At 64.5% G+C, this 13,406-nt stretch carries 13 protein-coding genes and 1 pseudogene; 7 read left to right on the top strand and 7 right to left on the bottom strand.

Annotation, left to right across the window (positions count from 1 at the left end):
- Positions 1-270 precede the first annotated feature (270 nt).
- The 4 genes from BN39_RS01055 to BN39_RS23345 all read left to right on the top strand — a co-directional run bounded on the left by BN39_RS01055 (position 271) and on the right by BN39_RS23345 (position 2,778).
- A complete protein-coding gene (locus BN39_RS01055) occupies positions 271-603 on the top strand; it encodes a DUF5994 family protein (protein WP_019200494.1) in 333 nt (110 codons plus the stop codon).
- Between the two features lie 230 nt (positions 604-833).
- Entirely contained in the window at positions 834-1,673 is an 840-nt protein-coding gene (locus BN39_RS23755; RefSeq protein WP_371190620.1) for a DUF5994 family protein, read from the top strand.
- Positions 1,670-2,065 (top strand): DUF5994 family protein, encoded by a 396-nt coding sequence (locus BN39_RS24025; protein ID WP_371190602.1) that lies wholly within the window; start codon positions 1,670-1,672, stop codon positions 2,063-2,065. Before BN39_RS23755 ends, BN39_RS24025 begins: the two co-directional genes overlap by 4 nt.
- Positions 2,062-2,778 carry a hypothetical protein gene (locus BN39_RS23345; RefSeq protein WP_159103212.1) on the top strand — a complete coding sequence of 239 codons (717 nt, stop codon included), beginning with the start codon at positions 2,062-2,064 and terminating at the stop codon, positions 2,776-2,778. Before BN39_RS24025 ends, BN39_RS23345 begins: the two co-directional genes overlap by 4 nt.
- Positions 2,779-3,162: 384 nt before the next feature.
- Here the strand turns inward: BN39_RS23345 and BN39_RS01030 are convergent, their stop codons facing one another.
- Positions 3,163-3,342 (bottom strand): DUF1508 domain-containing protein, encoded by a 180-nt coding sequence (locus tag BN39_RS01030; protein WP_019200490.1) that lies wholly within the window; start codon positions 3,340-3,342, stop codon positions 3,163-3,165.
- 297 nt (positions 3,343-3,639) lie between these two features.
- Between BN39_RS01030 and BN39_RS01025 the strand changes: the two genes are divergently transcribed.
- Positions 3,640-3,888 (top strand): hypothetical protein, encoded by a 249-nt coding sequence (locus tag BN39_RS01025; protein WP_019200489.1) that lies wholly within the window; start codon positions 3,640-3,642, stop codon positions 3,886-3,888.
- A 916-nt stretch (positions 3,889-4,804) separates the two neighbouring features.
- On the opposite strand, the pseudogene BN39_RS23720 reads toward BN39_RS01025, so the two are convergent.
- The 5 genes and pseudogenes from BN39_RS23720 to BN39_RS01005 all read right to left on the bottom strand — a co-directional run.
- Positions 4,805-4,921 (bottom strand): annotated as a pseudogene (locus BN39_RS23720) (enoyl-CoA hydratase/isomerase family protein); the annotation flags it as partial.
- A gap of 204 nt (positions 4,922-5,125) precedes the next feature.
- Positions 5,126-6,376: a mannose-6-phosphate isomerase, class I gene (gene manA, locus BN39_RS01020; protein ID WP_019200486.1), complete on the bottom strand. Its 1,251-nt coding sequence runs from the start codon at positions 6,374-6,376 to the stop codon at positions 5,126-5,128.
- A 46-nt stretch (positions 6,377-6,422) separates the two neighbouring features.
- Complete coding sequence (locus BN39_RS01015) at positions 6,423-7,583, bottom strand: ABC transporter ATP-binding protein (RefSeq protein ID WP_019200485.1); 1,161 nt, start codon at positions 7,581-7,583, stop codon at positions 6,423-6,425.
- Positions 7,561-9,315 carry an iron ABC transporter permease gene (locus BN39_RS01010; RefSeq protein ID WP_051158790.1) on the bottom strand — a complete coding sequence of 585 codons (1,755 nt, stop codon included), beginning with the start codon at positions 9,313-9,315 and terminating at the stop codon, positions 7,561-7,563. The genes BN39_RS01015 and BN39_RS01010 overlap by 23 nt, the downstream gene beginning before the upstream one ends.
- Positions 9,316-9,323: 8 nt before the next feature.
- A complete protein-coding gene (locus BN39_RS01005) occupies positions 9,324-10,352 on the bottom strand; it encodes an ABC transporter substrate-binding protein (RefSeq protein WP_019200483.1) in 1,029 nt (342 codons plus the stop codon).
- 171 nt (positions 10,353-10,523) lie between these two features.
- On the opposite strand from BN39_RS01005, the gene BN39_RS01000 reads away from it, so the two are divergent.
- Positions 10,524-11,438: a sensor histidine kinase KdpD gene (locus BN39_RS01000; RefSeq protein WP_019200482.1), complete on the top strand. Its 915-nt coding sequence runs from the start codon at positions 10,524-10,526 to the stop codon at positions 11,436-11,438.
- Positions 11,435-12,157: a response regulator transcription factor gene (locus BN39_RS00995; protein WP_019200481.1), complete on the top strand. Its 723-nt coding sequence runs from the start codon at positions 11,435-11,437 to the stop codon at positions 12,155-12,157. The genes BN39_RS01000 and BN39_RS00995 overlap by 4 nt, the downstream gene beginning before the upstream one ends.
- A 137-nt stretch (positions 12,158-12,294) precedes the next feature.
- Here the strand turns inward: BN39_RS00995 and BN39_RS00990 are convergent, their stop codons facing one another.
- Positions 12,295-13,326 carry a diguanylate cyclase gene (locus tag BN39_RS00990; RefSeq protein ID WP_159103211.1) on the bottom strand — a complete coding sequence of 344 codons (1,032 nt, stop codon included), beginning with the start codon at positions 13,324-13,326 and terminating at the stop codon, positions 12,295-12,297.
- Positions 13,327-13,406: the final 80 nt, after the last annotated feature.

Below are 13,406 nucleotides of genomic sequence, written 5' to 3'. Positions count from 1 at the left end.
CTCGCTGGCCCGACTTGCTGCCCGTCGCGCAAGCTCGGGCTGACCAGCGGTGAACCGGCAGGCGAGAGCCGCCATCGGGACGTCCACCAATGCGCTCCGCCGCCGACGCTGCAGCAGGGCTCGACCAGCTTCTCCCTTAGTCCCCGACGTGATCGGAAGGCCCCGCCGGGACGGTGGCCCCCGGTGAACGCTTCGCACGCATCGCCGGAACACCTCCGCCAGTTGCTGCGCCGACCGTCTCGGCCCCCTGGCATTCCTCTTCGCGGCAGAGTGCTGCTGCCGCGCCGCATCGGAGGCCATGGCGGCGTCGATGGAGTCTGGTGGCCGCGCAGCCGCAACCTGAACGCCGAGTTCCCCAACGCGATCCCTGCCGTCGGCGTCCGGCTCGACGAGTTACGCCTCCTTCAGGCCAGCACCTCCGACTGGGATCCGATCGGCCGCCAGATCCGCACCGCCGACGGCCCCGTAGCGACCATGCTCGGCAACACGCCGGGCTTCATCACCTTGATCGGGACGAACGCGACCATCACCTTCGGCCTGATCCGCCCTGATTCCCCCGACGACGAAGCATTGATCCGCACCGGATTCCTCCTGAACACCTAAACGCCCTCCACCCGAAGGATTGAACATGAGCAGACCCACGAAGGCCGAGTCCCCTGCGTCTGGTCCGCGTCCGCGCCGACGCCGATGGCCGTGGATCGTCGGCGCAGCAGTAGTTGCCGTCCTCGCCTACGGCATGACGTAAACCGCTGTCTCCGTGAACCGGAGGCACACAGAGAGACCGCGCGGTGGGCACCGAGACCGACGCCCTCCCGCCTGGCGGCGCGGAGCGTATGCTCGGAGGAGAGTCCGATACTCCACCAGGACCCTCTTGGTGCTCCAGACTCAAGAACCAAGGGCCAAGCCCTGGATCGGAGCGTCCAATGACGCATCCACTCCCTACAACGCACCCCCGGCGACTGCGCCTCAAACCCGTCGGTGCCGCAGCTGGCCCCACCGACGGAGCGTGGTGGCCCCAATCCCGGGACCTCCGCACGGAACTTCTCGCGATAGCCGGGCCCATCCACGAGCGGCTTTCCACCATCACCACCGTCGGGTACTGCGCAGCGGAGTGGAGCCCCACTCCCGAACACTTCTCACTCGGTCGTCATCCGGTCCGCGCCACGGCGTCGGCGCGACTCGAACGAGGCACCGTGGAAATCGGCGGACCTGACGCGACCCTGACCATCGCGGTAATCGCCCCCGATGCCACTCCCGCCGCAGCACGCACCGCGATGGTCCTCGCCATGACCTCATCTTCTTCATCGGAGACAGCATCAGCGGATTCGACCACCACCGCCCGCACGCCGCCGGCAGCGGGCCAGCACATCATGAGCGCGCTGCCCGCTCGGACCTACCACAACGTCGACGGGTCCACCGAACGCTGGTGGCACAGCCGCGCTCTTACTCATCGACAGGTGACGATCGAGACGTCGGTCAAAACCCTCGATGATCACGATCAGCACCGCGAAGCCGTCGACATCGAACTACTCATCACCGACCAGCACAGTCCCCGACGGATCGGCATCCCCGTCGGCGTCCTCGACCAAGTCATCGCTGCACTGACCACAGCCCGAGGCGACGCCGCCCACGTCCTCGGTTCCGAACCCGCAGTTCGACACTTCACCGCGTGAACACCTCGGAGAACAGAAGGCCACGCCGCGAGAGATCAGCAACCCGCCGGGTGCAGGTCGGACTCGAGCGCGACAACCGCGGTGGCATCAGCGGCGTCTGGTGGCCACGCACCACCGACTACACCGCGGAGATCCACGACCTCACCTACCACTGCGGCCTCGCACTCGGCCGCACTATCGAACACATCACCTTCGCATGGAACCCCAGCTCGACACGCCGACGGCACCGCCTCGAGCACGGCGATCTCAAGCTCACCGGCCCCGCACCCGGGCAACCCAGAGAAGAAATGTGGCTCCACCCAGAAACCGGGATACACGTGCGCCTCCTGGTCGTCCCACCGCCGCCCTTGACTTCTCCGTGGGCACCGCGCCACCGCACACCAGAACAATGACCGCAGCCCATCACCGACGACTGAGGAGGCGCAATGCACACGTCCACCACCAAAAAGCCATCACGCCGATGAGCACACCACTGCCCACCAGCCTCCTGAACCAACAACACTTCTACATCCCGTGGGACAGGGAGCGCCCCGCCCACAAGCTCGGAGTCCCGCTCGCCCGCCGACTCCAACAGGCGCACGACAGGCCAATCACGATCGCCTGCCCAGACATGGCCAACGCGCCGATCCGAACCGTCGCAACCTCAGTAGTCACCGAGCGCGACGGCACCGTCACCGACGGCAGCATCGTCCTCGCCTACTGCCCCAGCCACCGCCTGGCCCGGAAATTCGTCCACCTCACCGACAGCCTGATCATCGTCGCCGAATGGCACACCGCCTCATACCTCGGCTGGGCCAAAATCACAGCCGCCCTCAACATCACCACCGGACAAACCCACCACGACGGCCTCACCAACGCAGGTCGCCGCGCCGTGGACCAGATCGTCGCCTGCGGCGACCTCAGCTGGACCGACACCCCCGCCCACAACACCGTCGACACATGCCTCAACCACCTCACCGCACTCGGCGAACTCGCCCCCGACGTCATCAGCGCCCACGCCCGCCACCACTGGGGCGCCGACCCCGTCCGCACCCTCGACAAACTCATCAACAACTACCTCGGACGCCCGCGACCAACACCGCCGGCGTCGCTGCGATTCACCTGACCCACACGGCGGCACCATCAGCCTCCTCGCCGTCGAAGTCACCTCCAACGCGGAGCCTGCCATCTCACCAACCTGCGGCTGCCCGGAAGGTCGATGGCTGTCAATATCGATGGATGTCGAATTCGATGCTGATGTCGATGCCAGGCCTAGGTTAGAGGTGGTCCTCCTCGGGCTCAGCGACGATGAACCCAACCCCAGCATCACACCGCACCGACTTCAACCGGCCACCCGGACGCCACAGATGCAGCTCCCACTCCGAATCAGGCGCGAAACTGGTGCCGCGCACCTCCCAGTACACATCGCCAATGAGGACACGATCCCCCATCTGCAGCTGCGACGGCCGCTTCATGACTGACATGACGAAAGCTTACGGCGACACCCCAGCTAGGCCGTCACATCCAGCAGCGTCGCCCTCCGCGTCACCCGCCTCAGCGCCTTGATCCCGTCCAGCGCCCCCTGCCTGGAGTCGTACATCTCGCTCGTCACGAGAGGCATATTGTGCTCGGCTTCCACAACGTAAAAGAACCGTCGGTCGATCGACTTCTTGAGCAGAATCCAGGGCATACGTCGCGCCTGTCATTGAGTGCGGGGACAGTAGCCCAACTCGTGACCAGACCGCAATAGACGACCTCTTCGGAAGAAGTCGTCGCGAGGCTACAGTCCGCAGTCAGTCCGCAGAATCAACGGCGCTCATCGCTCGCCACCGCCTTCAACGGTGTGAACTGCGCAGAATCATCGCAGCCAACACCTCCAATGGCGTCAAACGCCCAGGATGTAGTGCCGCTTCAATGTCTCATCCTGCACCCCCCGACAGTCAACCAAAAATTGACACACCGGGCCACGTCAACTCATCATTAACTCATGGTTGACATCAAGAAGAACCGCAGCTTCACCTGGGGTATCGCGCTGCTGTTCGTGCCGAGCATCCTCGGGCTCGCTTCGCTGTTCGACCTCATTCCGCACGTATGGTGGTTGCAGCTAATATTCGTGCTCGCCATCATCGGGTGTGTCGGGATCGGGTCCTACCTCGCCTGGTGGGGGAAGGCGCCTCGAGCGGCTCGAGGTGAGTGGCGTCCCTCGTGGACGCTTCCTGGGAGCGACGAGAAGTGAGCCACCTGTCCGAACGTCTACAAGCACGTCGTGGCGGACCTTTCGCCCGTCGCGGAGCCGACGACGCCAAGGGAGTTCGTGCAGGTCGTGGAAATCGCGAATGACATCGAGCACGGTGCGCGCGAGCTGCTGCAGCGGAGCGTACTGGCTGCTCGCAACGCTGGAGCGACATGGGGTGAGATCGGAGCCTCTCTTGGAATCTCGAAACAGGCTGCGCAAAAGCGATTCAGGGTGGGTGATGGGCGTCCTGCCGTCGAGCTCGATGCGAACGAGCGTCTCCTCGGCCCCGTCGGGATGGCGGATGAAATCGATGAGCTCAATCTCGCTGGGCGATACGGGTGGCACAGCATCGGGTTCGGGGTCGCGCACCATCACGTCGTGTACTCGGACACGCAATGGGAGCACTCCCGCGTTATCGGTAGCAGGCAGGTATCGAGGTTCGTGAAACGGGACGGATGGACAATCGTCGGCCGCGCGTTCCCCTACGCGATCTTCAAGAGGAACACCGGAATTCCTGCGTTGCCCGAACCTGACGGCGGCGCGCAATCCGCTCCATACGGCCGCGGTCTCGCAGGGCCTCCCGCAGCTGGGCTCCCGGCCTCGATCTGGTCAAACTCTGCGATCTGCCGGGCCATCGTGCAACCCGCCGGTCGTGGGTGTGGAGGGTGGGGCGCACGTGCTGGCAACCGGAAACGGGGCGACCCCATCACCGAGGCGTCCACGCTGACACAACGCTTCTGGTGCCCGGTCGGTGGTGTCGAAGAGGGGCCGCGTTGTCCGTCGCACCCCTGCGGCGGTCCGGTCGCCGGCGCCGTCCTCGAAACCGAACTCATTGACCGGCTACACCCGCGAAGAAGTCAGTCTCCCCGGGACACTCCTTCACGACCCGACGAGCCGCAGGACATGAGAGGACCTCGGGAACGCTGCCCCGAACTTCTGGGAAGCAGAAGTAGCCGCGGTCGTCGCGCATGATGCGGTAGTCGTGAGCGATTGCCAACATCGCCCCCGCGCCGAAGGTGTGGCCGTTGATCGCCGGTCCCGCCACGCGTATTCATGCGGGCGGCCCCCGCGACGGTGACCGAGATCGGCCGCCACGCCCTGCACGACGACCGACCCAACACCGCACTCGAAGTGCGCGCGCTGATGGGGTCGTCCGGGCTGTAGCGATCCTCGGCTTCACTGCGCGTACTGGGCGTCGGAGAAGTTGACAGCCGCCAGGCTGACCGGAATTTGGCGGTTAGATTGAGGGACCAGAAGTCTGTTCGCCCAGTTGCGTGCGGAAGAACTCGGCCTCCGGCGTGTTGGTGCCGACAACGATCACCGGGTTCGAAGCGGGCACCCACAGGCCGCTGCCCTGAGGTATATCGATCATATCGCCGGTTCCGGAACTCTTGCTGCGCACAGTGATCGTGCCCTCTGTGACCACCATCAGTTGTGGTCCGCGGGCGTCGAGCTCGACCGACGGCGCGCGATTGGGCACCGTCCGGTCCAGTCGCACGCGTGAGACCCGGAACTCGAGGGCGGGTGTCGAAAACACTATCTCCGGTCCCACCGTCGTCGCCGACGGTGACAGTTCCGACGGCGCGCGGGGAGTGAAGTCCAGCACGCGTAACAACTCCAGCACATCCACATGCTTGGGCGTGAGCCCCCCTCGTAGTACGTTGTCCGAGTTCGCCATCACCTCCACGCCGGCGCCACCGATGTATGCGTGTAGGTTTCCCGCCGGGAGGTACAGCGCCTGCCCGGGCTCCAGCACGACCCGGTTGAGCATCAACGCCGCCAGCACGCCGGCGTCATCGGGATATCGCTCGCCCAACGTCAGCGCCAACCGCACCTCGCCCCGGAACCGCGCCTCGCCGCCTCCGAGATACTTCACACACCCGGTCAGCAGTGCAGAAATTAGCTCTGCCACTTCAGGTTTCGGCAAAGTAATCCATTCCGTGAAGAGCGTGCGCAGGCCGCGCGAATCCGGTTGGCAGGCCAGTAGCTCCACGGAATGGTCGAGCTGCGACACCGCAAGCGCGCGAAGAAGTTCGACGGTGGCGCCTACTTCGCGGAAGCCAGCCAACGCATCGAACCGGGTGAGGGCGATGATGATCTCCGGTTTGTGCGCCGCGTCCCGGTAGCTCCGCTCCGGTGCGTCGATCGGTATTCCCGCGGCGTTCTCACGTGCGAACCCGTCCACCGCTTGCGCAGCGGACGGATGCGCCTGCAGTGACAACGGTTCGTCAGCCGCCAGCACCTTCACCAGATACGGCAACCGGTCCCCGAAGTCCGCTCGGCAGGACGCACCCAGCTCACCCTCCGGGTCCACCGAGATCGCGGTCAGCAGATCACCGCCGGGTAGGCGCGCAGGATCCGCCGGATGCGCTCCGAACCACAGCTCGGCCTCCGGATGTTCCGACGGCCACGGCCGCCGCTGCAGCGACGCCAGCACCGTGCGCGAACCCCACGAATACGGCCGGATCACACCCTCGATGCGCTGCATCTCACCCTCATACCCACGTCAGTGCCACCTCCTGACCGCCCCTTCATCAGGTCTGCTCGCCTGCAGGTTTCGGGAGCAACCAACCCCGATCCGGCGCAATGGTGATGTGGACGTGGTCCATCGGAGAGAGGATCTCACTCGCGACCGGGTCCGACACGGATGCCACGATCGTGCCCGACTCGGTCTCGATCTCGTATTCCACGTTCTCCCCGTGGAAGATCGTGGTGAGCACGCGCCCTACGTCGCCCTGGACTTCGGACGAGTCCGCGGGCTGCAGTCGCACCGACTCGGGCCGGACCATGAGAAGAGCCTCGGTGTCGCCCTTCACGGAAGGGTGGCACGCCGTCTCGAGCTCTTGGCCGATCGCGATCACCCGGGCGCGTCCGGCTTCGGGCTCCCGCTCCACCATCACATCGAGGAAGGTGGCGCGGCCGATGAAGTCCGCAACGAACACGGATGCGGGCGTTCGGTAGACGACGGCCGGTGGATCGGCCTGCTCGATCCGTCCATGGTTGATCACGACCACACGATCGGAGAGGGTCATCGCCTCGTCCTGATCGTGCGTGACGAAGATGCTGGTGATGCCGAGACGTCGCTGCAGGCGCCGGATCTCATTGCGCATCGACACCCGTAGCTTCGCGTCCAGATTCGACAAGGGCTCGTCGAAGAGTAGGACCTTGGGGCGCATGACGAGCGCACGGGCGAGAGCGACCCGCTGCTGCTGACCGCCCGAGAGCTGGTGCGGTGCCCGGTCGGCGTAGTTGGTCAGGCTCATGATGCTCAGGGCCGTGTCGACCTCCTCCTGCAGCCGGCCGGCAGGTGTCTTCTTCAGTTTCAACCCATAGGCGACGTTCTCCCGCACCGTCAGGTGAGGGAACAGCGCGTACGACTGGAATACCATCGCCATCGGGCGATTGTTCGGTGCCACCCGGATCATGTCGGCCCCGTCGACCTCGAGAACGCCGGAGGTGGGCTCCTCGAACCCTGCGATCATGCGCAAAGTTGTGGTCTTACCGCACCCGGAGGGACCGAGGAGGGTAACGAACTCGCCCGGTTCAATTTCGAGGTTGATCCGGTCGACCGCGCGGGGGGCGCCGGGAGCGTACTCCTTGACCAGGTCGCGCAGCACGATCCGGCCGGATGCCGTACCGGGGGAATCCGCGGCCGCCAGTGCCGCGGGATCGTCAACGAGCGTGTGTGCGTCCACGGAAGATCACCTTTCGAACGAGGAAGTTGATGGTGAGAATCAGGCAGAGGACAATGATGACCAGCACAGTGCAGTAGGCGAACGCGTTGCCGAAGCGGCCGGCGTCGACCTCCGCCAGGATCTGCGCGGTCATGATCTTCAGTCCGGGAGTCGTCAGGAAAACAATGGGCGACAGAGTCGTCATCGACCGGGCGAACGCGAACGTAAGGCCTGTCAACAGCGCGGGCTGGATCAGCGGCAGGGTGACCTTGCGGAAGGTCGTCCCCGAGCCCGCTCCAAGGGAGGTCGACGCTTCCTCGATGGCGGGGTCGATCTGGCTGAGCGAGGAGATCCCCGCGCGCTGTCCCGACGGCAGCGAACGCACGATGTACACCATGACGATCGCGATGCCGCCGGCGAAGCCCGCCCCGCCACCGGCGAGGGCCGGCAGCAGCTGCACGCCGAACACCGTGACGGGCATCATGTAACTCAACGCATATCCGATACCGAGCACGGTGCCGGGCACGGCAAGCCCGAGCATGCCGACGAAATCCAGCAATCCGGCTGTGCGGCGAAGTTTGCGCACCACCAGCCACGCGATCAGCATGCCCAGCAATCCGGCAATGGGAGCAGAGATCAACGCCAACGTGGCCGTGTCGATCATCGCCTTCGAGCCGATCCCGGTGAGTACAAACCGGAAGTGATCGAGCGTGAACTCGTTGTTCACGCCGGGGACCCTGAGGAAGCCACCCACGATGACCGTGGCGTAGATCATCACGATCAGCGCACTGAGCAGGCCGGTCAGCACCAGGATCGGGATCCGCACACTGGGCGCGGTGATCAGCTCGCTGTGCCCAGTCGGTTTGCCGGTCACGGTGACCACGCTCCGCTTGGACGTCCAGTACCGCTGGATCAGGAAGACCAGCAGGGCCGGCAACAGGATGGTGATCGAGTACGCCGCGCCCGCGCTGGTGTTGAACTCGCCGGTCACGGCGAGATAGGCGCGGCTGGACAGCACAGTGAAGTCGCCTCCCAGCACCAGCGGATTCGCGAGATCCGCGATGCCCTCGACGAACAACAACAGGAACGAGCCAGCGAACCCGGGGATCAGCATCGGCAGTGTCACCGACGTGAGGATCTTCAGCTTCGACGCCCCGAGCCCGGCCGCAGCTTCGTCGAGGCTCGGGTCGAGGCTCTGCAGCATGCCGCGGAAGTTCATGTACGGCACAGGAAAAAACGACAGCACGAGCACGAGAACCAGGCCGGGCAATCCGTAGATGTCGAACTCGAGACCAAGCAATCCGTTGGTGACCACCCCATTGCGGCCGAACAGCGTGATAGCGGCGGTGGCCACAGCGAACGGCGGGGCCACGATCGGGATCATCGCCAGCAGATGCAGTGCGCGCTTACCACGGAAGCGAAGTCTGACCTGGGCGTACGCGAAGATGAATCCGACGACTGTCCCTAGCGCACCCACGAGGAGGCCGAGGAACAACGTGTTGAGCACGATGCGGCGATTAACCTCGTCGGTAACGAGGGCGCCGAGCACGTCGAGCCCTGCGGGCGAGAACGCCGCGATGGCGAGTTTCGCGATCGGGTAGCAAATCAGGAGCGCCAAGAGTGCGGCCACGCCAAAGCCGAGGGCACCCGCGCTGCGGTCGACGGGAATCCTTGAACGGCGTTCCTTCGACGGCACCCCCGCCGGGGGCGCGCCAGCCCCACCTGCCACTGTCGCGGCTATCGAAGTAGTCATGTGCGCGCCTACCCCTTCGGCTTCGGCGCCACGTCGGTATCGAACCGCTTGGTCAGCGCCTCACGAGCGGCTCCCGACGCCTTGATGTCGGCGTGCAGGAGCTTCACTTTGGTCAGGTCCACCATGTCCGCGGTGTGCTTCGCGCCTGGATTCGACGGAATGCTATAGGTCTTGACGTTGGAGGCCAGCTCTTGCGCCTGGGGGGTGAGCGTCCAGTCGATGAACTTCTTGGCGGCTTCGGAGTTCCTGGCGCCCTTGATGAGCGAGACCGCCCCCACCTCGTACCCGGTGCCCTCCGACGGGACGGTGGTCTGGAGCGTGCTGAAGCCCTCGTTGATGTACTTCTGGCAGTCCTGAGCGAACACGATGCCCGTGGCGATCTCGCCACGGCCCGCCATCCGGCCCGGCGCGCTCCCGGTCTTCGAGTACTGGAGGATGTTCGAGTGCAAATTGCGGAAGTAGTCGATCGCCGCGTTCTTGTCGCCATTGTGGAGGTCGACCTGTGTCCAGACCGCCTGATAGGCGGTGCCGGATGTACCGGGATGCGCCATCGCGATGTTCCACTTGAGCCTGGGGTTCAACAGATCCTGCCAGGACTTCGGGGCTTCGACGCCGACCTTCTTCAGGACGTCCGTGTTCGAGCAAAAGCCGAGCACGCCGACATAGACGCCCGTCCAGAACTGGTCCGGGTCCTTGTACTCCTCGGGAATGATGGCGGCATTCGGCGAGACGTACTTGTCGAGGAATCCGCGGTCCGCCGCTGCTTGGTGCCCCTCGGCCCCGCCACCGAACCACGCGTCGAACTCGGGGGACGCACCGGTCGCGGTGAGCCGGGCCAATGCCTCACCGCCGCTGAGACGGACGTAATTGGCATTGACCCCCGTGGCCTCGGTGAATTTCTGCTGGATCAGCTGGCACCAGTCCTCCTGCGGTGTACAGATGAATGTGACTCCGTCGGAGCCGGATCCCGCGGAACAACCTGCAAGGGTGGTCGCAGTTCCGACGAGGACCGCCAGATTGCGGAGCATGCGGCGCATGAGTACCCCTCTCGATGTGGTGATTACAGTCACAGTAGATCGACCGGAACGGATTTCCGGGCCGCAGGCGGTGACGGTTCGGTGATGAACGGTGATGAAATTGTCACCGTTTTGCGGAGGTCACGGGACTAAGCTGATCTCATGCGAGGGTTGAGACTCACTCTGTGTGGGGTGTTCCTCGGTTGCACGGCCGCTGCGGTGTTCGCCGTCTTCGCGCACGGTGCGCCCGCCACCGTCGCGGTCATCCTGGCGATCACGTTTCCGTGGGCGGGAACGGTGATCGCCTATCGTGCCGCAGCCGACCGTCATCGCGTCATCGACCGCTCCACGGAGCTCGATGCCCGTCGTGCCGACCAAGTCGCGGTTCTCAGCCACGAGATTCGAACGCCCCTGGCAGTGATCCAAGGCGCGGCCGAATTGCTCGCCGAGCGCCGCGACGGCGATCTCACCGATACCCAGGTGAAATTCGTCCGCCGGATCGAGGACAACGCCGTGCGCATCCACACCTTCGCCGACCAGATGCTGATCCGCGCCCGCCTCGACGCTGGGCTGTTCGTGGTCAGCCGCAAGTCCGTTGATCTGCGAGTCCTGTTCCGGGACAGCATCGATGAGATCCGCGACGTCACTCCGGCGACCGTGATTCTCGACGCACCCGGAGCACCGGTCAACGCGCCGATCGACGCCCAGCTAATCCGGCAGGTGCTGATCAACCTCATCAACAATGCTGCGCGCAGCGCGCCCCCAGGCGGCCGGATCGATATCCGGCTCGCACGCAGCGAGGGGGAGGTCCTGGTCTCCGTCGCAGACGGAGGAGTCGGAATGACGGAAGACCAGCGCGAGCGCCTATTCCAAAAGTTCTCCACCGGTCGCCCGCTCGGAAACGGCACCGGTATCGGATTGTTCGTCTCTGAGCAGCTCGTAGAACTGCACGGTGGCCGCATGCACGTCGACACCGTCACCGGGAAAGGGACCACCATGATGTTCACCCTGCCCCTGTCCATTCCGCGATCGTCCTCCCCCGGGCCCACGCCGCACAGAAGGCTCCGCCTATCTGGCCTGCCCGGCAAGGCCGGCGGTGTGCGATGAGCGCACAGCCGTTCGCCTTCATCGTCGACGACGAACCGGCGATGCTGGACATCGCCTCGTTCGCGCTGGAAACGCAAGGGTTCCGCACCGCGACGTTCTCCACGGCAGAGGCGGCATGGGCGGCACTGACCCGCACGCGCCCCGACATCGTCCTGCTCGATGTGATGCTCCCCGCGGCGTCAGGAATGGATCTGTGCCGCAGAATCAAGTCAACGTGGCACATCCCCGTCATCTTGGTCACGGCCAAAGGGGAGGCACATGACCGGATCTCGGGCCTGGAGGCAGCCGCGGACGACTACGTCACCAAGCCCTACCACCCTCGCGAACTAGCCCTACGATCGCAGCGTTTGGTGCGGCAGCCCGACTCCGCGCAAGCACTGCACACCGTCTGGGGCACACTCAATCTGGACACCACTAACAACGCCGCCGCCCTGGGCGGCAACCACATTTCGCTCACCATCAACGAGAGCAAGTTACTCAACGCGTTCCTGACCCATCCAGGCATCACCCTCAGCTACGACCAGCTCCTCATGCTCGGATGGGGAGAGTCCGAACGCCTCGGACACCGGCAGATGATCAAAGCCGCGATCTACCGACTACGGCACAAACTTGACGAAACCGTCCCCGGCAGTTCAGCCCTCGTTGAGAGCGTTCGAGGCACCGGGTACAAACTGCGCTCACCCGGCTCGAGCACGGCACGCGATACCGCGCAGCAGTGATTCGCACCGACCGACATTGCATGAAGACACACTTGACTACCGACCAACGTGCGCCGATCCTCGCGATCACGCGGCGTCCCGTCGCTGGATGTGACATAGGCACGGCTGAGCGCCACAGCCGCTAACTGGAAGCGCGTTCAAAGTCCGGTGTGGGCGACATAATTTGCCGGGTCTCGCTTAGCTTCGTAGAGCGCGGCGTCGGCGATGGCAATCGCGTCGTTGAGTGCCGATGGCGAAACCGATGAGGCCGTGCATATCCCGACCCGGCCCTCAATCGGAGGTGGGCCGACCCCAGTGCGACTTACCAGCGCGCGCAGCGCATCAATAATGCCAGTGAGGGCGTCGGGAGAGCGGCGGGTAACGATCACGATGAATTCGTCGCCGCCCACCCGTCCGATGAGCGCGTCGCTGAGCGCGGCTTTGAGTGTGTCGGCGGTTATCCGAAGTCGGGTATCTCCGGCGAGGTGCCCGTGCGCATCATTGTACTCCTTGAAACGATCGAGATCGAGCATAGCGACCAGGCCGACGTTCTGATCGTTCTTCCGAAGTACTGTCCGGAAGGCCTGCCGAATGCCGTGACGGTTGTAGAGGCCGGTCAACTGGTCGCGATTGCGTTCGGTGTAGACCTGTCCGATGCCTCTCCGACCGAACTCGATGAGGACTTGGATGATTGTGGGCAGGCTCGCAATGACGGTGACCGCGGGAGCGATGAAGATATACAGGTCCAGAAGCGACCTGCCATGGACTACGACAGCCTCGACCGCGTAGCCGACGACGATAGTGAGCGCAAAGGCGGCCTGCGCCATCAAAAGGCGCCATCCAAGCAGAAACGCGGTCAGCATGGCAATCATGCCAAAATAGATGGTGCCACAGATACGAGACTCGGGGGCACTGAGGATGACAGTGCCGAGAAACGTCAGAACGTCCGAGCACACAATGAAGAAGATTGCGTGAGTCAACGTTGGAGCACGATCGCGGATCCACCAGATTCCCAGTACTGCGCTCGCCAGAAGTATTGCTACATACACCGTAGACATCACGCCAGGGCGCGGTCCGAGAGGATGCCACAACATCGGAACACTCAGCGGCAACATCATGATGGCCAGCCCCCCAACGACAACACGCATAGCAGCAGGCCCACCCCGAACTCTCGCGATCCCCGTCGTCATGAACTCGTACTCTTTGCGCCCCGCATTACGCCATGCGACAGGGTCAAGCAACTCGCGCATCGCATACCGCACCCGCCTGC

It is taken from the genome of Tsukamurella sp. 1534 (assembly GCF_000312385.1).
Classification (GTDB): domain Bacteria; phylum Actinomycetota; class Actinomycetes; order Mycobacteriales; family Mycobacteriaceae; genus Tsukamurella.
The sequence above is the reverse complement of the archived record's forward strand: the minus strand, read 5'-3'. Positions and strand labels throughout refer to the sequence as shown.